This is a genomic window from Shewanella zhangzhouensis, from assembly GCF_019457615.1.
GTDB lineage: Bacteria > Pseudomonadota > Gammaproteobacteria > Enterobacterales > Shewanellaceae > Shewanella > Shewanella zhangzhouensis.
In genome coordinates this window covers 3,912,442-3,931,562 of sequence record NZ_CP080414.1, presented here as the reverse complement: position 1 = coordinate 3,931,562, position 19,121 = coordinate 3,912,442, and the positions used below count along the sequence as shown (strand labels likewise).

Here is a 19,121-nt window from a genome sequence, read left to right as displayed (position 1 = left end):
GACAAGGATGCCAAACACCATGAACGACAAAATCCGTTTGCTCGAACAGCAGCTTCCCATGGATGTGGTTAAACTGATAATCTCATTATCCATTATTACTGCTTTGTATTTATTGCAGTTGCGACCAGATAGTCCGTCAGGTGTCCTGCTGTGGAGTACGGTGCTGATTTACGCGCTGCTTTCCCTTGGCAGCCTCTTGTATCGGTTGTTAACCTTAAAACATTGCTACCGCCAGCGACCTTGAATGACCAACCCCAACCAGTGCCCTCTTTGCAAAAATACCAATGAATGTGCCGTACAAAGCGGTAAGTCCATTGACGCTTGCTGGTGTTTGAACGCGGCTTTTCCCAGACAATTACCCCAAGACATGTCCTCATGTCTGTGCCAGCGCTGTGCCGAGAGGCTTGCCAAAGCAGATACATTGGATCTAAAACAGGTGAAGTAGCGGATTTGGCCGTACCGCAATCACTGGAGCTGGAGCCCGCTATGTTGAAAAAATTCCTTATCGTGATTTTGCTGTTGATAGCCGCCCCCTTTCTCGCGGCACTGTTTATCAAGTCGGATTATGAGGTCAGTGTCAGTCGCACCATCGACCGTCCAGTTGACGAAGTCTTCGACTATCTCAGGTTGTTGAAGCATCAGGATGAATTCAGCGTCTGGGCCAGGATGGATCCCAACATGCAGCAGCATTTTACCGGCACCGATGGTGAGCCCGGTTTTGTCAGTGCCTGGGAGAGCAGCAATCCCGATGTGGGTAAAGGCGAGCAGGAAATCATGGCCATTGTGCCCGGCAAGCGAATAGATTTTGCACTGCGCTTTATCGAGCCTTTCACGTCCAACGACAGCGCCTATCTCACCACAGAACCCATCGAGGACGGCAGCACCCTGGTGACCTGGGGCTTCGTTGGACATATGCCTTACCCCACCAATCTGCTCATTCCCCTGATGGATGTGGAGTCTTTAATCCTGAAGGACCTGGATAGCGGTCTTGCCAATCTGAAACAGATATTGGAGCGGCCATCGGCGCCCCAGCCTGAATGATTCTGGCTTTCCAATTGTTAACTATTCGTTGTAATCTGGTCGCTGCGCTTACCCCGGCTCGGGGTGTGAGAAGAACAAGATAAATAAGAAGAAAAGCATCGACGAGGTTTGAATGGAAGCTGTAACTGAATTAGTAAAGTCGCTCAATAGTCTGGTGTGGGGTATTCCCATGCTGGTCATGATCCTCGGCGTCGGCCTGTACCTGTCTCTGGGCCTCAAGCTGTTGCCTATTCTCAAGCTTGGCAAGGGCTTCAGGTTGCTGTGGTCGGGTCGCACTCCCGGTCAGGGCAAAGAGGTGAAAGGCGATGTCAGTCCTTTCAACGCCCTTATGACTTCCCTCTCCGCAACCATAGGTACGGGTAACATTGCCGGTGTGGCCACCGCTATTTTTGTGGGGGGGCCTGGGGCGCTGTTCTGGATGTGGTGTACTGCCCTGGTGGGGATGGCCACCAAATATTCTGAGGCCGTGCTGGCGGTGCGTTATCGTGAAGTAGACGAAAAGGGCAACTATATCGGTGGCCCCATGTATTACATCAAGAATGGTCTGGGCAGCAAATGGACCTGGCTTGGGACTGCCTTTGCACTGTTCGGTTCTTTCGCCGGTTTCGGAATTGGTAACACAGTGCAGGCCAACTCTGTGGCTTCGGCGCTTACCAGTAACTTCGGTGTGCCTGCCTGGGTGTCGGGTGTGGTGATGATGGTGCTGGTGGGACTGGTGCTGATGGGCGGTATCAAGCGCATTGCCATAGTAGCGGGTAAGCTGGTTCCCCTGATGACCATATTTTACATTACCGCCGGCCTTGCGGTGCTGGTGGTGTATGCCAGTGAAATTCCTGCTGCTTTGAGCCTTATTATCTCCAGCGCCTTCAGCCCTGTAGCTGCTCAGGGTGGTTTTGCCGGCGCAGCTGTTATGGTGGCTATCCAGATGGGTGTTGCCCGCGGGGTGTTTTCCAACGAGGCGGGTCTTGGCAGTGCGCCTATTGCCCACGCAGCGGCGCAAACCAAGAGTCCGGTTACTCAGGGCCTGGTGGGTATGCTGGGTACCTTTATCGATACCATCATAGTGTGCAGCATCACAGGTCTTGCCATCGTGGTCTCCGGCGCCTGGACCTCCGGTGAAAACGGTGCTGCGCTTACCTCTTACGCCTTCTCCCACGCCCTGCCGATCGGTGACTATATCGTTGCCGTTGCGCTGGCGATTTTCGCCTTTACCACCATCCTTGGCTGGAGTGTGTACAGCGAAAAGTGCGTCCAGTATCTGCTCGGGGTGAAGGCTGTGATGCCGTTTCGTTTGATTTGGACCCTGGTGGTGCCCTTGGGTGCCATGGGGTCGTTGGACTTTGTGTGGCTCCTGGCCGATACCCTCAATGCTATGATGGCCATCCCCAACCTGATTGCACTGGCGCTGCTGAGCCCTGTGGTGTTCAAGTTGACCCGGGAGTTCTTCTCCAGCCGCGATGAGGCCAGTACCAAGTCGGTGGAAGCGGAGTAACCGAAGTGCGCTTAAGGACGAGCCTGTTGCTGTTATGCCTGGCGGGCTGTTCGTCCGCCTCGTTCAATACCAATCTGCCGGTGCAGATGAACAGGAGTCTGAGTGCGACCCCGGTAGTGCTTTACAGCCAGGAAGAAGTGTTACGCCGCAGCTATGAAGGGCTCGGGGAAGTGGTTGCCACGGCCTGCCAGACCCGGCTCGATGGTGCCTTGCCCAGTAACAGCAACCTGACCCGGGAGCTGAAACTGCAAACCCGGCAGCGAGGGGGAAACGCATTGGTGCTTTATCAGTGTGCTGACAGGCAGTTCGCAGGTTGTTATGGGTATCGCGAGTGCATTGGTTACGCCTACAAGCTCAGTAGTTAAGAGATAAAAAAGGATGCCTTGGCATCCTTTTTTATTGCATCCGTTTTACTCGGCCGGGGCATCAAACTCGGTGTCTTCAACGGTGTGGAACATGGGCTCCACATTTGGCAGGCAGCGGAACTGCCGCTGAAAGTGCCGCTGCACCCCTTTGAGGTTGATGTTACCCAGACCGGACGCAAAACCGAACCAGGCATAGAGACCACTGTAGTCATCAAACATGGGCGGCAGATATCTGGGGCCCGTGAGTATGCCTTCCCGATAAGCGAGATACAGGGTGGGAATATCCTCGATAGCAAGCTTACCCAGAAACAACATGGGGATGAGTTCAGGAATGCCGGCGGCAATGGCACTGCGGATAAAATTCACGTTTTCCACATAGCCGCGGACATAGGAGATATCCTTGGTAAAACAGCTGCCACCGGCGACCATGCCACCACGGAATACCCGCTGGGTTACCCGATAACTGTCTTTTTTACTCAGATTCTGGTCGCGGAAATAGCGATAAACTTCAATAAAGTCGGCGCCGTTTTCGGCCATGTCTACCGCCGCCACCCGGTCGCTGATGCGCCTTGCGCGCCCCGGAGTGGAGCTCAGGGTCAACATCTCCAGCAGTACTGCCAGTCCTTCCTGCGCCGCAGCAACCCGCGGGGAGCCCACGCTCAGCCAGGTGGCGTGGGGCTGCGCCCGGCCATTCAGAGTTGTGCCCACGTGTACCCAACCTTCGTGGACTTCATACACATTGAGATCCGCCTTGCTGAACATGGCTTTGGAGTTGATTTTAACTGTGTCGCCCCCGACCGCAGCATCGGACACAATACCGTCGCTCAGGCGCACCCGCATTTCATCACTGTGGAAGTAACGGCCCAGGCGGCTACCCAGATGCTCAACGGCACTGGCTGCATCAATCTCTTTGGGATGCTGCTTGTTCATGTGCGCCGCGGCGGGCAGTGAGAAGATATAACTCAGGCGGTCACCCAACTGCCTGAGGGTATGTCTGTCGCCATGGAGTTTATTGCTGGCGCTGCCGTAGAGTACTTTGCTCAGCTTGCCAAATTGAGGAGTTCCCCTGTGGCCCAGCATATCGATCACCAGACGATATTGGTCGACGTTGGCCACCAGAAGCTTTCCTAATTCGTCGTCCTTGCCCAGCGTTTTTTGGATGTCCTGCTTAAGGGACTTAAGTGCCCTTTGGGTGGTGTGGGTATCAAATGGCAGGGGAAGATTGTCGTAAAAGGCTTTGTTTACCGGCGGCAATTGCCTGGCACCGGCATCGAAAAATTGCTGCTCCAGCTCTCTGGGCCACTTGATGGCATCCAGGATTTTGATGGGTGCTTGCAGCTGGATCAGTTGGTCGGAAAAGCGTCGCAGGTGCTCACAGTACCTGAGTTTTGCATCGTTCATTCATTAACGCTCTGGGGACGGCTTGGGAATATCATAGCCACAAGCGCTATGGAGAACCACCTAAGCGGCTGAATTTATAAGATTGGCAAGGTATTCGGGGCAGGGAATTACCTGCCCCCTGTGTTAAAAGTCATCTTCATCGTCCAGGCCCAGTGCCTTTTTTAACTCGGCGCGTTCGAGGTAATCATCCAGTCGACGCTTGACCTCCTGTCGGCGCTTGAGGGCTTTGGCTGCCTGCGCATTTTTGGGTGAGGTCAGTTCTTCCATTTCGCTATCTTGGGGCAGGATTTCAACTATTCGAGCCATAACGAATTCCTCGTGGGTTATTTAAGGACTTTCTAACCACTTTGACGGATTGAGAAAAGCAAAAATTATTTGTTGAATGGGTAAAAAATGTTCTCCCAGATCCACTCTGTGAGTATGGTCATAAATTTCCAAAAGTGGGGCATAACGCTGGAAGAAAAGTCCTACTAAAAAAGTCGGACTTTAACTTGCACATTGGCACTTATCGACCAGACTAGAAACATGAGTTAAGTGACCGACAATGACTTTAGCCATTTAAAATCAAGGATGATTTCAGGTGAATTCTCAGGCACCAACCAAAGACCCCAATCGATTCCGACTCCCCCCCTTCGTGTGGGGGGTGATGTTGGCATCCATGGCGTTTGCCTTTACCGGTTGGTACCAGTTTCATCAATACATAAACGACCTCAAGGAAGAACGTTTTGAAGACATGGCGCAGGAGCTGAAATTGGCTATCGAAACCCGGATGCTGGCATACGAGCAGGTGCTTCGCAGTGGGGTAGGCTTGTTTAAGGCATCCGATGGTGTGTCCCGTGAAGAGTGGCGTACCTACGTCGCCAACGCCAAGCTGGACAAGTACTATCCCGGCATTCAGGGGGTCGGGTTCAGTCAGGTGGTACGTAAGCCACAACTGCAACAATTTGAAGCCGCGGTCAGGGCGGAGGGATTCCCTGCGTTCAGGGTTTATCCCGATGGCGATCGCCCCGTATACCACTCGATTCTTTATCTCGAACCCTTTGATTGGCGAAATCAGCGGGCCTTTGGCTACGACATGTATTCAGAACCCAGGCGTCGGCGGGCGATTGATTGGGCCTCCGATACAGGCAACGCTGCCATTTCCGGCAAAATTACCCTGGTGCAGGAAACCGGCGAAGACATGCAAGCTGGTTTTTTAATGTATTTACCTCTCTATGCCAAAGATGACAAACCCGGTCCAGAGTCATTGTTGGGTACTGTGTATGCGCCTTTTCGTATGGATAATCTCATTCGCGGCATTCTGGGGAATCGCTTTAATAAGCTACAACTGGAAATCTTCGATGGTGAGGAGGCAAACGAAGAAAATCTGATGTTTCGTTCGCCTGAAAAAGGAGATAGCTGGCGTATTCAAACCGAACTGCCCATCGAAATTGGGGGGCAGAAATGGTTGCTGCATGCTGGGAGCAATGAAGATTTTTTAAGTCAGTCTGAGGCATTTCAGAGTCAATTGATGCTGTTGATGGCTGTTATTTTTCAGCTGCTGATGTTTTATTTCCTGCTCAGCATTGCCAAAGCCAGGCACCATGAAAGTCTGCTCTCGCGGGAGATAATGAACAATGAAAGTCGCTTCAGACTGGTGGTTGAGGCATCGCCAAGTGCCCTTATCATCACCAACAGGCGTGGCGTGATAACCCTCGTCAACAAGCACACAGAGCAACTATTCGGTTATACCAGGGAAGAACTGCTGGGTAAGAGTGTGAATGTACTTTTGCCTGAAGCGCTGGCAAAGGTGCATCAGGGGCATATGGAGTCATACCTGGCCAATCCCATTGCAAAGAAAATGTCGCTCCGTGATGAACTCTATGGCAGAACCAAGTCCGGCGGCCTGGTACCGGTGGAAGTCGGGCTGACCCCTATTCACTTTGCTTCCGGGATTTCGGTGCTGGCCACCATTAACGATATTTCGGTGCGCCGCAATATTGAGGCACAAAGGATGGCCCATACGCTGGAGCTGGAGCGTATCAACAAAGAACTCGACAGCTTTGCTTACATCGCCTCTCACGATCTCAAGTCGCCGCTGCGGGGGATTGAGCAACTTGCACAATGGATAGAGGAAGATTTAAAGGGTAAGTTGGACCCGTCCACCGGCAAGTATTTACAGCTCATTCAAAGCCGAACCCAGCGTATGTCGCAGTTGCTTGATGGTCTGTTACTTTACTCGCGCATTGGCCGGGCCGATGAGTCCTTCTCGCCGGTGGAAGTAAAGCCCCTCATCAAAGATACCTTTGCCCTGGTGGCGCCGCCTATTGGTTTCAGTCTCAAACTCAGCGGCGATTTCCCCACTATCAACACCGCCAAAGTACCGCTGGAGCTGGTGATCAGAAACCTCTTTTCCAATGCCATCAAACATCATGACAAGGGCGCGGGCGAAATCAGCGTCAGTGTCGACAGCGGTGGCGACATGTTGAAGTTCTGTGTGGCCGATGATGGGCCAGGGATCCCCGCCGAGTATCAGGAAAAAGTCTTCAATATTTTTCAAACCCTCAAAGCCCGGGATGAAGTAGAAGGCTGTGGATTAGGCTTATCGCTGGTGCGTAAAACCGTAGAACGCTATGGCGGCAAGGTCTGGTTGATTTCGCAGGGGAGAGGATGTCAGTTCTGGTTCTCATGGCCAAAACAATTAGGGGCACAAACAGTATGACAGAAGCGCAATATCGTGAAGTGGTGCTCTTTCTCGTGGATGACGACGACGTGGATTACATGGCGGTGGAACGTGCGATGCGTCAAATGCGCCTGCTCAATCCGCTGGTGCGGGCCAGAGACGGCAAGGCCGCACTGGAAATGCTTAATGAGGGTGTGGTGCAGGGAGCCTTTGTGATCCTGCTGGATTTGAACATGCCACGCATGAACGGTCTTGAATTCCTGCAGGCCCTGCGTGCCGATCCGCAATTTGCCTCTGCGGTGGTGTTTGTGCTGACCACCTCCCGTGCCGACGAAGATAAGTTGGCGGCCTACAGCTTCAATGTGGCCGGCTATGTGGTCAAAAGTAATATAAAAGAAGAGTTTGAAAGCATTATCAATATGTTGGACGGATACTGGCGCATAGTGGAACTGCCCAAATTGTGAAGGTTTAACCATGAATCTATTACTGGTTGATGATGATGAAGTCGATCGCGAGATGATAGTTCGGGCGCTGTCCCAGTCGGAGCGTGGCTTTACCGTGTCCGAATCCAGTTACGCCAAAGATGCGATGATTAAAATTAAGCAGCAGCATTTTGATGGCATCCTGTTGGATTACATGCTGCCCGATGCCAATGGCCTCGAAGTCCTGACCTGGCTCAATGACATCAGCAACGAGAGTATTGCGGTGGTGATGATAAGCCGCTACGAGGATGAGAAGCTGGCCGAGCGCTGCATAGAATTGGGCGCGCAGGATTTTTTGCTTAAAGATGAAGTCTCCTCGAGCCGTTTGTGCCGTGCCATTATCAATGCCAAGCAGCGCTTTTCCATGGCCAAGGCGCTGCGCCGAAGTCATGAGAAGTTACGCGAGCTTGCTGAACACGACTCACTCACCCGGCTGGTGAATCGCTATGGCTTTGAGCTGTGCCTTAATCGTGCCCTCAGTCAGGTGCGACGTACCGGAGGTATGCTCAGTGTTATCTTGCTTGATCTCGATGATTTTAAAGGCGTAAACGATACCCTTGGTCACCAGATGGGTGATGTGCTGCTGGTGGAAGTGGCCACACGTCTGTCATCGGCGCTGCGTGAAAATGACCTGATAGCACGAATAGGCGGCGATGAATTTGTGGCCCTGATATGCGATCAGGACACCCGCTTTTTGCCTTTTGACCTCGCCAAGCGATTATTGAACACCTTTGAAGAGCCTTTCCAGCTCGGCGACAGCGCCGTGATGATGGGGGCCAGCTTAGGTATCGCCATTTACGGCGAGTGCGCCAACACAGCTTATGACCTGCTGAAATGTGCCGACATTGCCATGTATCGCGCCAAGGAAGAGGGACGGAATCAAATCCAGTTTTATTCCCTTGATCTGGAGAATGAAGTTAAACATCGCACCCGTATTGAGCAAGGGCTGCGACTTGCATTGAATAACGACGAACTGGTGCTCTATTACCAGGGTAAATTTGATGCCCTGTCCGGCCATCTCAGTGGTGTGGAGGTGCTGCTGCGCTGGCAACATCCTACCGATGGTTTGTTGGCACCCGATACCTTTCTGGGCATTGCCGAAGATGTCGGTCTGACCGAGCAAATTGGCAAATGGGTGCTCAACACTGCCTGTCAGCAGGTGAGTCTGTGGCTGAAACAGATTGGCAAATATTTGCCTGGTTTTTCAGTGGCAGTTAACTTCTCGGCGTCGCAAATTTCGGCAGTAAATCTGGTTTCTGTTATCGAACATGCCCTGGCCGAAAGTGGCTTGCCGGCGCACAATCTGGAGTTGGAAATCACCGAAAACGCCTTGATTAAAAACCCCGAGGAAATCGCCTCTGTGCTCGATAGAATTGAGAGCATGGGGGTGACCATGGCACTGGATGACTTTGGCACAGGCTATTCGTCCCTTGAGCACCTGATGCATTTCCCTATCCAGGTTATCAAGATAGATAAAAGCCTGGTGGCTACAGTGCCCCAGGATGAAAAAGGTTGCCGCCTGTTAACGGCGCTGCTGAATTTCGCCCAGGGCTTTGGCATGGTGTCGGTTGCCGAGGGGATTGAAACACAGGAGCAGGCAGATTTTTGTATGGATCATGGCTGTAATCTGCTGCAGGGATATTTGCTGGGCAAGCCTGTGGATGCCAGGACATTTGAAACACAATTCCTGCTGCCAACCCTCACCAAATTCCAACAGAGATAACTTGCCAAGCCTTGGTGATTACTACAAAATTTTCTCACCTAATTTTATTTGGCGACTGAGTCGTCACGGTATACTGCGATGAAAATCGGTGTGCTGTCCCAATTCCCCGAGCTCTACTCGACACGTCGATTGGTGGAGGCTTGTGAATCCAGGGGGCATGAAGCCTGGGTGATAAACCCTATCAACTGCTACATGAATATCAACTCGGTCAAACCCAGCATCCATCTCGAAGGGGAAGAGGTGCCCATGTTTGATGCCATCATTCCCAGAATTCACGCCAGCGTCACCTTCTATGGCTGTGCCGTGGTGCGTCAGTTTGAAATGATGGGCGTATTTGCTGCCAATGATTCCATTTCCATTGCACGCTCACGGGATAAGCTACGGGCCTTGCAGCTGTTGTCCCGTAAAGGCGTTGGCATGCCTGTGACGGGATTTGCCAATAAACCCAATAATATTCCGGATCTCATCAACATGGTGGGCGGTGCTCCACTGGTGATTAAGCTCCTGGAGGGCACCCAGGGGATAGGTGTGGTGCTGGCTGAAACCCGCAAGGCTGCCGAGAGTGTTATTGAAGCGTTTTTGGGCCTCAAGGCCAACATTATGGTGCAGGAATATATCAAAGAGGCCAATGGCAGCGACATCCGTTGTTTCGTGGTGGGCGATAAGGTGGTGGCCGCCATGCGCAGGCAGGGCCCGGAAGGCGACTTTCGTTCCAATCTGCATCTGGGTGGTTCGGCCGAGCCGGTGAAAATTACGCCTCAGGAGCGCAAATCGGCAGTAGCGGCCGCCAAGGCCATGGGGTTGGTGGTTGCCGGGGTGGATATTTTGCGTTCAGCCCGTGGCCCCCTGGTGCTTGAGGTGAATTCGGCACCGGGAATCGAAGGGATTGAACAGGCAACGGGGATAAAGGTTGCCGAGCCCATCGTTGAGTATATCGAAAAGGTGGTGGCGGCCCGCCGGGCCAACCACCAGGTGATTGCCTGACTTCAGTCAGATCTCATTATTCAGAGTGCGAAGCCGTATGACCAGCGCAGCACCACTTTGGGGTCGTCTTCGGCAAGGTCGGTATCAGACACAGTAAAGCTGACATCGCCAAGCTCGGTGCTCTTGGTCAGTGAAACGGCATAGTCGCTGTAGCTGGACTCACCATACCAGCCTAGAGCGATATCACCGCTGGAATAACCATAGTGCAGGTCGAGGCTCAGGGTTTCGCCCAGCGGGATGGCGACATCGGCGCTGAGATAGTCCATGTCATCATCGGACAAGTCATCTGGGGCTATGTCGTCGCCGCCATTGACCACAAGGGCATAACCCACGGTTAACCACTGCCAGGTCAAGCTGGCATAGAGTTCACCGAAGTCTATGTCGGCGTCTGCATCCGGATAGGCGTAGTAGAGGTAGCCCACATCGAAGCTCAGGCCGTCGGTGATATCGCCACTATAACCGCCATAAAAATCCATCTCGAAGGTAGTGTCATCACCAAAGTCAACGTTGGCGGCCCAGGTGCCAACGTAAAAGCCACTCTCGTGGCTGTAATCCAGTCCGCCATCCACGGCAGTACTGTCCTGAGTTTGGCTGATACCACGCCACAGGTAGTTGGAGCTTATCCCAATATTGCCTTCAAGTTCGGCTTTGGCTGGCAAAGCGGCAAAGGCGCAGGAAAGCAGCAGAGCGAGTGTGGATACCTTGGTCATCATATTCCCCTTCAATGATTATTGTGTGTACTTGTATTGGTCGGGAATACCTAAAGCCAAGGTTATGCCATTTTTTAACTTGTTGTTTACAAAGAGGTTGTGTTTGGAAGTGATGTGAGTTGGCTGAAAAATGCACACTTTGCGTGCGCCAATGCACACACTTGGTGCGCACAAAACAAAAAGCCTCCCGAAGGAGGCTTTGACTGCATGAGTGCCGTGATTAGTTCACGCTGTCACGCAGGGCCTTGCCGGCCTTGAATTTTGGAATGGTCGCCGCAGGGATTTTGATTTCCTTGCCGGTTTGTGGGTTGCGACCAGTGCGCTCTGCGCGGGTGCTGGTTTCAAAAGAGCCGAAACCTACGATAGAAATTTTGTCGCCGTCTTTCATGGCGGCAGTCACAGCTTCTTCGAAGGATTTCAGCGCACGGCCGGCTTCGGCCTTGGTCAGGTCAGCACTCTCAGCGATCTTGGCGATAAGTTCAGTTCTGTTCATATGCTAAATACTCGTCTTTCCGTGATTATTGTTTTAAAACTCGCCTAACATGCCACAGGCATTAGCGTTTGGGAAGCGGTTTTGGGGCGCAAATCCCGCTCGGGATCAATTTTCCAGTGGGTTTTGTCACATTAATTGGCATCCAGCAGCTGATAGAGGATTTGTTTCACCAATTGGGGCTCAAATGGCTTATCACACAGTGCGTTAACGCCGGCCTGACACACGTTGGATAAGTGGGCATCGTTGGCCTCTGACGACACCATAAGAATGGGGATGTGGGATTGCTGACTCTCGTTGCGAATAAATTGGGTCAGGGCCAGGCCATCCACACTGGGCATGTTGTAGTCGGTTACCACCAGATCGAACATCTGCTCGCGCATCAGTTCGATGGCTTCGGCGCCATCACAGGCTTCAACAATCTGTCGCATTCCCAGGTTGCTCAGGGTGCGGCGGATGATGTTACGCGCCATACGGCTGTCGTCCACCACCAACACCCGCAGGTCCTGAACATCGAAGTGATCCAGATCCAACTCGTCGTTGGAGAGGAGGTCAATGGTGGCGTTGAGTGCTTTTCCAAGATGCTCTTTTGAAAAGGGCTTAGGCAAGATAGCCACCACACCTGACTGACGGAACACCTCCAACTGCTCGCGGCGGCATTCACTGGAAACCAACATAAACTGGATGTCCTGACATCGGCTGTCACTCTTGATGTAGGTCAGCAGCTTGAGAGCATCACCATCGCTGTAGTGCATAGCGCTGGCTATCAAATCAGGTTTGTGCTCTGTGAGTATTTGCCTGGCCTCATCAAAACCACCGGCGGTTTCGATTTTGAGAATGCCTTCATTTTTCAGGCTGGCAATGATGATTTTACGCTGGGTGTCTGAAGGCTCCACCAGTAGGATGGACAGCTCGCCCGGTGACAATTGATGCATGGCTGTTGATACTGTTGTTGCGGGTTTGTAACGCTAACCCAGTTGTTCAGCCTTTGGCAAGTATGCTTATCAAGCCCGCCTATCAAACAGGCTTGAATTCAAGCCCACGTTCAACTGTTTTGTGGGGTGTTGGCTGTTGACGCTACGTGCAGATACCTGCGGGTTGAGGGGAGAAACGCCACCCACCATTGAAACGACAGCAGCACAAACAGAGTGGCGGCAACCAGCCACAGGGGGATTTCAGCCCCGGCGAAGAACAGCCGGGTATCTTCGGGGCTTATGTGGCTGGCCAGAATGGCCGTAACGCCGAGTGCAGCGCAGCCAAGGGTTTGGATGGCTGTATAAATGCGCACGGCCCACAGCGCCCAGGTCGTTTTAAGCACCAGGCCCACCAGTACCGGTAATACCCCAAGCGTAAACATATCCAGACTACCGGTAATGATGGCGCGGGTAATGGATAAGAGCGCCAGTACAAGGTAGAGGCAAAACAACAGGCACAGGGGCAGCGGTGGCAGTTTCATGGTGGGTTCCGGCAAAAAAGTCGCCCAAGTGTAGAAAAAGCCAGAGAGACAGTCCAGTTCAGTGTAAAATGGCGCTCCCAAAACAGAGGCAATGATATGACTGAGCAAGAATTCTGGCAGCTGGTAAGCCGCCAAAGCCCGGATGAATCACAGGAAAGCCTGGCGGAGCGTTTACGCAACGCGTTAAGCGAAAAGGATAACGATGCCCTCAAGGCATTTGATAAATTGTTTGGCCAGCAGATGCGCCGCGCCTATACCTGGCCACTGTGGGGCGCCGCCTATGTCATTACAGGTTGTGACACCGATTATGGCTTTGCCGAATTTCGCTGTTTTCTCATCTCCCTCGGTCAAGAGTGGTTTGAACGTGTGATAGCCACACCCGATGCCCTGGCAGGGCTGCCAGGCTGGCCAACGGTGGACGGTTACGCCTATCCCTTTGTGGAGGACTACGACCTGATTGCCGGGCAGCTTTATGAAGACAGGACCCAGGAAGAATTGCCCTTTGTACCGTCCGGCAGCGTGAATCCCGCAGGCAAAAAGTTCAGCTCCCGCCCCAAAGACCTCAAAGCCAACTATCCTGAGCTTTGCCGCTTGTTCCCCTTCTGATCTTGCCACGCCCGGCGACTCAGGCCGGGCGTTGTCTTTACGGCGCCACTCAGTCTTGGGTGGGGTTTTGGTGATACAAATTGATACCGGAACCAATTGAGACTAATCTGTCTAAAATAAATAATAAACAGAAGCTTATATTCAGAATGCCATCTGATTACGGCAGTTTGTGTTAAGTATTGGTTCAGCTTGAATTCGCTAAAGTGATTGCGAATTAATCGATTACAGGCCTTAAGGAGGCTCCTATGAAATTCCCGATGATTCTGATTGCCGGCCTCTTTGTTGCCGGTTCAGCGATGGCGGATGATGCAGCCACTGTGGATCCACAAACCCAGGACGGCGCTGTAAAAATTAGCTGGCAGGAACCCAAGAAGTTCCGCGACATTAAGTCCAGCGGTGAACTCCAGTCCAGGTTCGAAAATCGCCTGTTTGAGACCCTGACCAAGGAACTGAGTAAGGAAGCCGCCAAATCGCTCAAGCCCAACCAGAGTCTGGAGCTGGTGGTGACTGATGTGGATATGGCCGGTGATATGCGTCCTACCTTTGGCGCAACCACCAATGACTTACGTGTGGTGAAAGAAATCTATCCCCCACGTATCAGCTTCAGTTATCAGGTACTCGATGGCGAGCAGGTGGTGATTGCCGGCGATGAAAAGCTGACCAACCTGAACTTTATGAACGACATTCGCCCGATAAATGACAGACCTTTTTCCCATGAGGTCCGTCTGTTAACCCAGTGGTTTGAAAAGCAGGTTGCACCCAAGCTTTAACCAGTCTGAACTAAGCCTGCCTCAGCTGAGGCGGGGTACTGCCAAGCAGGCAAAGTCCACTGTCGGTGAGCTTTGCCTGTTTTTTTGCCCGGGCGCTGAGGGCCGACAGTTCATGTTCTGTGGCGTTGAAGGTGTGCCTTGGCGACAGTATGCCGGCACACAGGGAGGTCAGAGGTTGCAGGCTGATTGCACCCTGGCGGTCCTCGGCGGAAATACATTGTGCCTGCCAATGGGCTTCCTGGAAAAAACTGCGTTTTTCAGCCTCAAAATCCTTCAGGATCCCGGCCACCTTGTATTCGGGATCGTCCGTGGTAATCATCACAAAGTCATCGCCACCTATGTGACCCACAAAGCAGTCGGCATCCTGATGCCCCGACAGCAGCGACGCCACATGACAAATCACTTCGTCGCCCCGGCAAAAGCCGTAGATATCGTTGTAGGGCTTGAAGTGGCTCAGGTCGAAATAGACCAGATAAAAGGGGCGGCTTTGCTGTTTCAGCCGTTGTAATTCTTCCTGAATAGGCACATTACCCGGCAGCCCGGTAAGTGGGTTGGCGTGGCGGGCAACCTTGATGCGGTGCTCTGTAATCCGGGCCAGCAAATCTTTGGTGTGTCCTACGCCTATCAGCTTGCCCTGACGCAGAATCAAAAACTGCTGAGCCATGAGCTGATCCGATTCTGAAGTGAGGAGTTGGCTGACACTGCTCAGGGCCTCTGATGCATCAAATTGGGGCACCCGGGTATCCATCACTTCGATGACACAGTGATTTTCATGCAGCGCCCGGCCATAGGGGGTGGAAAATAATTCAAGCAGGGCGGTGCGGCTGATAAGCCCCAGCGGCGTGTCGCCATCGACCACCACCACAGCCTGCAGTGCCGGTTGGCTGCTGAAACGATCGCTGATGCTTTTGAGTTTGGTATCGGTGGGCACAGTAACCGCCCCGCATGCCAGACTCTCGGCGGTTTCTATATACCTGTGGGTGGCCTGTCCCATATTGGGCTGTGGGCTAAGCCCCTGGGGCAGGTGTTTGTCCGGATTCGTCTCTGGCCGCCCCAGTAAAAATCCCTGGCAATAAATGATCCCGAGCTGCCTGAGTACCTGCAACTCGGCCTCGGTTTCTATTCCTTCGGCGATGACCTTACAGGTCAGGCTTTGGCAAAGCTCCACAATGGAGCGCACAAACTCCTGCTTGACCGGATGCTTATCGATTTGATGAATAAAGTGGCGGTCGATTTTCACATAGTCCGGTGCCAGTTCTGACCAGAGCCGCAGACCAGAGTAGCCAGCACCCAAATCATCAATGGCGGTTAAAAACCCCTGATTGCGGTAATGCAGCAGGCAGGTTTTCAGCAGGTCGATATCGTCAGCAGGATGCTGCTCCGAGAGTTCTATGACCACCTGTGAAGGTGATATGCCCAGCTGCTGCAGCATGGTCAGGGTTTTACCCTTGGGGTGATCCGGGTCCAGCAAGGCCTTGGGGGAGATGTTGATAAAGAGCTTTCCCGGCAGTTTTCGCTCGGCAAAACGCCCCGCTGCAATCTGGCGACACAGGGTTTCCAGCTCGCTGAGGCGTCCTTCATGCTCAGCGGTTTTAAACAGGGGGACGGGGGAGTATAAAGGGCTGTGGACTGGCCCCCGGGAGAGGGCTTCAAAGCCGTGAATTTTCCCGGCACTGATATTGAAAATGGGTTGAAAAAGCGATTCTATGCTTTGCTTTTCAATGATTTTGGTCAGTTCTGCCTGTAAATCTATGGCGGCCATGATGTGTACCGGGAGCCCAAGGTTCCGGCAGTCTATGGCAGCCCTGTGACAGAAAGATGACCGCTTATTTACTCTGGGATTTGAACGCTTGCAGGGTTTGCAGCAACACACCGAGCTTACGCACCACCCGTTCCAGAAGCTCGGGCGTCAACTGTGCTGCTTTCAGCTCGGCAAAGTCCTGACCCAGCTCCTGAACATAAGGGCCAAATCTGTTGCTGCGGGTTGAAAACCCCTCTTCCGCGCTGAAGATATGGCTGAACTTTCCCATGCCGGCTTTTTGCAGTTCATCCAGACGGGTGTCGGCATCGATTGCCTGACGATAGGCCAGTTGCAGATTTTCGGTCAGTTGCTCAAGGACCTTGGTATATGGCATAACAGCTTCCAATCAGATTTTTCGGGATTATAAGAGGCAAGGATGAAGGCAACAAGTTTAAGGACAGGGTTCATTGGCGCGGTGGCACTCTGGATGCTGTCGGCGACGGCGCCACTATTGGCGAAAGAATCAGATAAACCCCCTTTTTATGAATTCTCCCATCAGGGCAAAACCGTCTATCTGCTCGGCTCCATTCATGTGGGCAGCCCGGATTTTTATCCCATGCCCAAGCTGGTGGAAAACGCATTTGACAGTGCAAAGGCACTGGTGGTGGAAGCGGATATAGGTGCGGCAGGAGCCGATATTCAGCGTCTCTTGATGACCTATGGTGTGGATGCATCGCCTCCGGATGCCCAGTCCGCCACCGTGGTGGAGGAATACTGCCGCAGCCGTAAACCAATCTGCGAGGCCATGGCGCCTCTTTCACCCTGGATACAGGCGTCGCAAATTACCGTGCTCCGGTATGCCGAGTTAGGTTATCAGGCGGAATTGGGTGTTGATCAGCACTTGCTGGATAGGGCTCGGGGCAGCAAAGCGATATTCGAGCTGGAAGGCATGGAATATCAGTTCAAGCTGATGGCGTCGCTGGACAAGTCGCAGCAGTGGACCATGGTGCGTGAGGCCATTTCTGCCCCTGGCGATGAAGCCGGCGCCCTGGTCAATAGCTGGCGGGGCGGCAACAGTGATGAGTTGGCGGCGCTGATGCATGACTCCATGGCAGAAGGTGATGATACCCAATTGCTAAAGGCACTGCTGTGGGACAGAAACCATAGAATGGCCGATACGCTGCAGAGTCTCCTGACCCGGGCGGATACCCCGGCGACTCTGATGGTGGTGGTGGGAGCGGGCCATCTGGTGGGTGAACAGAGTTTGGTGTCGATTCTGGCCCAGCGTGGTATCAGGGTGAAGGGGCATTTGGGCCACTGCGCCGCCACTCAGGGCATCTGCCAGTAAGCCGCAGAGCGTGCCTTACAGCGGTATCTGCTGCGTTACCGGCTTTGGAAGTCAAAGAGGTGCGAAGGACCAGGGCCATTCGCTGCGAACTGTGCCTTGCACCTATCCACTTTAAGCACACGCAGAGCAAGCACGGGACTTATTCGCACCTTCCTTCGTTCTTTAAGCCATGGCCGGGTCGTCCGAGTGACTGAATTGCCGGGGTATTCGCCAGCGTTGGCTATACTCAGGAAGACAGCCGCGGAGGACCCATGGCCTTGCCTACCCAACTGGTATACCCAGGATTTGAAAAGATCCCACGCTTCTGGGACAACGAACAACAGTCGCAAGTCGCCCGGGTTGACCCCGGTGAGTACTACTATTCCTGTCAGGATGAGTTTATCTATACCCGTTTGGGATCTTGCGTCGCAGCCTGCATCTGGGATCCTTTGATGGGCATTGGCGGCTTAAACCACTTTCTGTTACCTGAAAAAGTACTCCATGAAGATTGGCACCAACTCACCAGTTACTCCTGTCGTTACGGCAATTGGGCCATGGAGCAATTAATCAACGGCATCCTCAGTGCCGGTGGGCTAAAGTCCCGTCTCAAGGCAAAAATCTTTGGTGGCGCCACACTGGGGCGCATCTCTGTGCTCAATGTGGGTCAGTCCAATATCGCTTTTGTTAGAGAGTATCTGGCATTGGAAGGGATACCCGTGATGTCGGAAGATCTCGGTGGTCCCTGGCCCCGTAAGGTGCTGTTTCATCCCCAAAGCGGCAGGGTCAGGCTGAAGCGGCTCGAAATGACCGGCATGGCGCAAATCGAGCGCGAAGAGCAGGCTTATCTCAACGATGTGGCCGAGCATGCCAAGGTGCCAGAGCCAGGCTCTATAGAACTCTTTTGATAGCTCGGGTTTCTGACTGCAGGGGCCGCTACCTTCAGGGGCTCGACTACAAGGGCTTTTGGGCTACAAAGTGCACGTAACGCCCCAGTCGCAAAAAGGCCGGTTCGCGGGAGTATTTCAGTTCCATCTCAATCAGACCTGCGTCACTGTACTCGGTGGACAGGCTGCCCTTTTTCAAATAGTCGTGAATAACCCGTACACCGGAGCGGCAATGAATGTCCATCTGCCAGTCGTGACACCAGGCTTCCACCTCGGGCACTGTCACCGGGAAGTTGGGGCTGAGCTTAACCCTTTTGGCCTTGAATCCTGATTGCACATAGCCGAAGTTACCGGCAATGAGCGAGTGGAAACACATGGCATCGCGGTTATAAAACATCAGCGAAAACAAGCCGCCCGGCTTGAGCAATGTCAGCAGGCTGGTCATGGTGCCCTTGGCATCGGCAAGCCATTCCACCACGGCATGGCAAAGAACAAGGTCGAACTCCCCCAGGGCATCCCGTGACAAATCCTGAATGGGAGCATGAATGCACTGGATATCCAGGGGCGTGGGGCTGAGGGCAATATGCCGCTTGGCTTCGGCGAGCATTTCGGCAGAAATATCACACAGCACCACACTGTGACCCAATGCCGCGAGCTTTTGGCTGAAAAAGCCAAATCCGCCGCCTGCATCCAGTACCCTTAGCTTACGTTCGCCCAACCGTGGCAGCATTTCTTCCAGGTCGCGCCACAGCACGGCCGCACGAATATCCCCCTTGAGGGTTCCGTAGATGTTCTTGGCAAACTTACCCGCGAGGGTATCGAAATTTTTGTCTTGCAATCTGAGTATCCGGCGCTGCTGGGTCGGGCGCTAGTTTCTCACAGCCGGGCCCGTTTTGGCAGTCTCTCATTGTTTGTGCCAAATCCCGGATTTAGTCGGTGCGCCATGTGTTAAGTGTATGAAATTTATATGTATATGTTGGTGATTTT

At 53.1% G+C, this 19,121-nt stretch carries 22 protein-coding genes; 13 read left to right on the top strand and 9 right to left on the bottom strand.

What is annotated here, in order from left to right; translation table 11 throughout:
- Positions 1-19: 19 nt before the first annotated feature.
- The 5 genes from K0H63_RS17325 (at position 20) to rcsF (ending at position 2,898) form a co-directional block, all read left to right on the top strand.
- Positions 20-244 carry a hypothetical protein gene (locus K0H63_RS17325; protein ID WP_220065754.1) on the top strand — a complete coding sequence of 75 codons (225 nt, stop codon included), beginning with the start codon at positions 20-22 and terminating at the stop codon, positions 242-244.
- Entirely contained in the window at positions 245-445 is a 201-nt protein-coding gene (locus K0H63_RS17320) for a cysteine-rich CWC family protein (RefSeq protein ID WP_220065753.1), read from the top strand. It abuts the gene before it with no gap.
- 41 nt (positions 446-486) lie between these two features.
- Positions 487-1,041, top strand: a complete 555-nt coding sequence (locus K0H63_RS17315) for an SRPBCC family protein (protein WP_220065752.1) — start codon at positions 487-489, stop codon at positions 1,039-1,041.
- A gap of 112 nt (positions 1,042-1,153) precedes the next feature.
- Positions 1,154-2,533 carry an alanine/glycine:cation symporter family protein gene (locus K0H63_RS17310; protein ID WP_220065751.1) on the top strand — a complete coding sequence of 460 codons (1,380 nt, stop codon included), beginning with the start codon at positions 1,154-1,156 and terminating at the stop codon, positions 2,531-2,533.
- A gap of 5 nt (positions 2,534-2,538) precedes the next feature.
- Entirely contained in the window at positions 2,539-2,898 is a 360-nt protein-coding gene (gene rcsF, locus K0H63_RS17305) for an Rcs stress response system protein RcsF (protein ID WP_220065750.1), read from the top strand.
- A 45-nt stretch (positions 2,899-2,943) separates the two neighbouring features.
- Here rcsF and K0H63_RS17300 read toward each other — a convergent pair whose 3' ends face one another.
- Positions 2,944-4,299 carry a flavohemoglobin expression-modulating QEGLA motif protein gene (locus tag K0H63_RS17300; RefSeq protein ID WP_220065749.1) on the bottom strand — a complete coding sequence of 452 codons (1,356 nt, stop codon included), beginning with the start codon at positions 4,297-4,299 and terminating at the stop codon, positions 2,944-2,946.
- A 123-nt stretch (positions 4,300-4,422) separates the two neighbouring features.
- Positions 4,423-4,605 carry a hypothetical protein gene (locus tag K0H63_RS17295; RefSeq protein WP_011761271.1) on the bottom strand — a complete coding sequence of 61 codons (183 nt, stop codon included), beginning with the start codon at positions 4,603-4,605 and terminating at the stop codon, positions 4,423-4,425.
- Positions 4,606-4,879: 274 nt separating this feature from the next.
- Here K0H63_RS17295 and K0H63_RS17290 point away from each other — a divergent pair, with 274 nt between their 5' ends.
- From K0H63_RS17290 to rimK, 4 genes are all read left to right on the top strand, one after another.
- On the top strand, positions 4,880-7,000 hold the full coding sequence (locus tag K0H63_RS17290; protein WP_258405610.1) for a sensor histidine kinase: 2,121 nt from the start codon (positions 4,880-4,882) through the stop codon (positions 6,998-7,000).
- Positions 6,997-7,425, top strand: a complete 429-nt coding sequence (locus K0H63_RS17285) for a response regulator (RefSeq protein ID WP_220065748.1) — start codon at positions 6,997-6,999, stop codon at positions 7,423-7,425. Before K0H63_RS17290 ends, K0H63_RS17285 begins: the two co-directional genes overlap by 4 nt.
- Positions 7,426-7,435: 10 nt before the next feature.
- Positions 7,436-9,166, top strand: a complete 1,731-nt coding sequence (locus tag K0H63_RS17280) for an EAL domain-containing response regulator (protein ID WP_220065747.1) — start codon at positions 7,436-7,438, stop codon at positions 9,164-9,166.
- Positions 9,167-9,244: 78 nt separating this feature from the next.
- Positions 9,245-10,150 (top strand): 30S ribosomal protein S6--L-glutamate ligase, encoded by a 906-nt coding sequence (rimK, locus tag K0H63_RS17275; protein WP_220065746.1) that lies wholly within the window; start codon positions 9,245-9,247, stop codon positions 10,148-10,150.
- A gap of 20 nt (positions 10,151-10,170) precedes the next feature.
- Here rimK and K0H63_RS17270 read toward each other — a convergent pair whose 3' ends face one another.
- From K0H63_RS17270 to K0H63_RS17255, 4 genes are all read right to left on the bottom strand, one after another.
- Positions 10,171-10,860, bottom strand: a complete 690-nt coding sequence (locus K0H63_RS17270) for a TorF family putative porin (protein WP_220065745.1) — start codon at positions 10,858-10,860, stop codon at positions 10,171-10,173.
- A gap of 220 nt (positions 10,861-11,080) precedes the next feature.
- Positions 11,081-11,353: an HU family DNA-binding protein gene (locus K0H63_RS17265; protein ID WP_011761265.1), complete on the bottom strand. Its 273-nt coding sequence runs from the start codon at positions 11,351-11,353 to the stop codon at positions 11,081-11,083.
- Between the two features lie 131 nt (positions 11,354-11,484).
- A complete protein-coding gene (locus tag K0H63_RS17260; protein WP_220065744.1) occupies positions 11,485-12,285 on the bottom strand; it encodes a response regulator in 801 nt (266 codons plus the stop codon).
- 110 nt (positions 12,286-12,395) lie between these two features.
- A complete protein-coding gene (locus K0H63_RS17255) occupies positions 12,396-12,806 on the bottom strand; it encodes a hypothetical protein (RefSeq protein WP_220065743.1) in 411 nt (136 codons plus the stop codon).
- A 96-nt stretch (positions 12,807-12,902) separates the two neighbouring features.
- Between K0H63_RS17255 and K0H63_RS17250 the strand changes: the two genes are divergently transcribed.
- Positions 12,903-13,412, top strand: a complete 510-nt coding sequence (locus K0H63_RS17250; RefSeq protein WP_220065742.1) for a DUF4240 domain-containing protein — start codon at positions 12,903-12,905, stop codon at positions 13,410-13,412.
- A gap of 245 nt (positions 13,413-13,657) precedes the next feature.
- Positions 13,658-14,182: a DUF3016 domain-containing protein gene (locus K0H63_RS17245; RefSeq protein ID WP_220065741.1), complete on the top strand. Its 525-nt coding sequence runs from the start codon at positions 13,658-13,660 to the stop codon at positions 14,180-14,182.
- A 10-nt stretch (positions 14,183-14,192) separates the two neighbouring features.
- Here K0H63_RS17245 and K0H63_RS17240 read toward each other — a convergent pair whose 3' ends face one another.
- Positions 14,193-15,944 carry a bifunctional diguanylate cyclase/phosphodiesterase gene (locus K0H63_RS17240; protein WP_220065740.1) on the bottom strand — a complete coding sequence of 584 codons (1,752 nt, stop codon included), beginning with the start codon at positions 15,942-15,944 and terminating at the stop codon, positions 14,193-14,195.
- 64 nt (positions 15,945-16,008) lie between these two features.
- A complete protein-coding gene (locus K0H63_RS17235) occupies positions 16,009-16,317 on the bottom strand; it encodes a prephenate dehydrogenase (RefSeq protein WP_220065739.1) in 309 nt (102 codons plus the stop codon).
- A gap of 42 nt (positions 16,318-16,359) precedes the next feature.
- Between K0H63_RS17235 and K0H63_RS17230 the strand changes: the two genes are divergently transcribed.
- Positions 16,360-17,271 (top strand): TraB/GumN family protein, encoded by a 912-nt coding sequence (locus K0H63_RS17230; protein ID WP_220065738.1) that lies wholly within the window; start codon positions 16,360-16,362, stop codon positions 17,269-17,271.
- 251 nt (positions 17,272-17,522) lie between these two features.
- Positions 17,523-18,155 carry a chemoreceptor glutamine deamidase CheD gene (locus K0H63_RS17225; protein ID WP_220065737.1) on the top strand — a complete coding sequence of 211 codons (633 nt, stop codon included), beginning with the start codon at positions 17,523-17,525 and terminating at the stop codon, positions 18,153-18,155.
- A 46-nt stretch (positions 18,156-18,201) separates the two neighbouring features.
- Here K0H63_RS17225 and K0H63_RS17220 read toward each other — a convergent pair whose 3' ends face one another.
- Positions 18,202-18,972, bottom strand: coding sequence for a methyltransferase domain-containing protein (locus tag K0H63_RS17220; RefSeq protein WP_220065736.1), 771 nt, complete (start codon positions 18,970-18,972; stop codon positions 18,202-18,204).
- Positions 18,973-19,121: the final 149 nt, after the last annotated feature.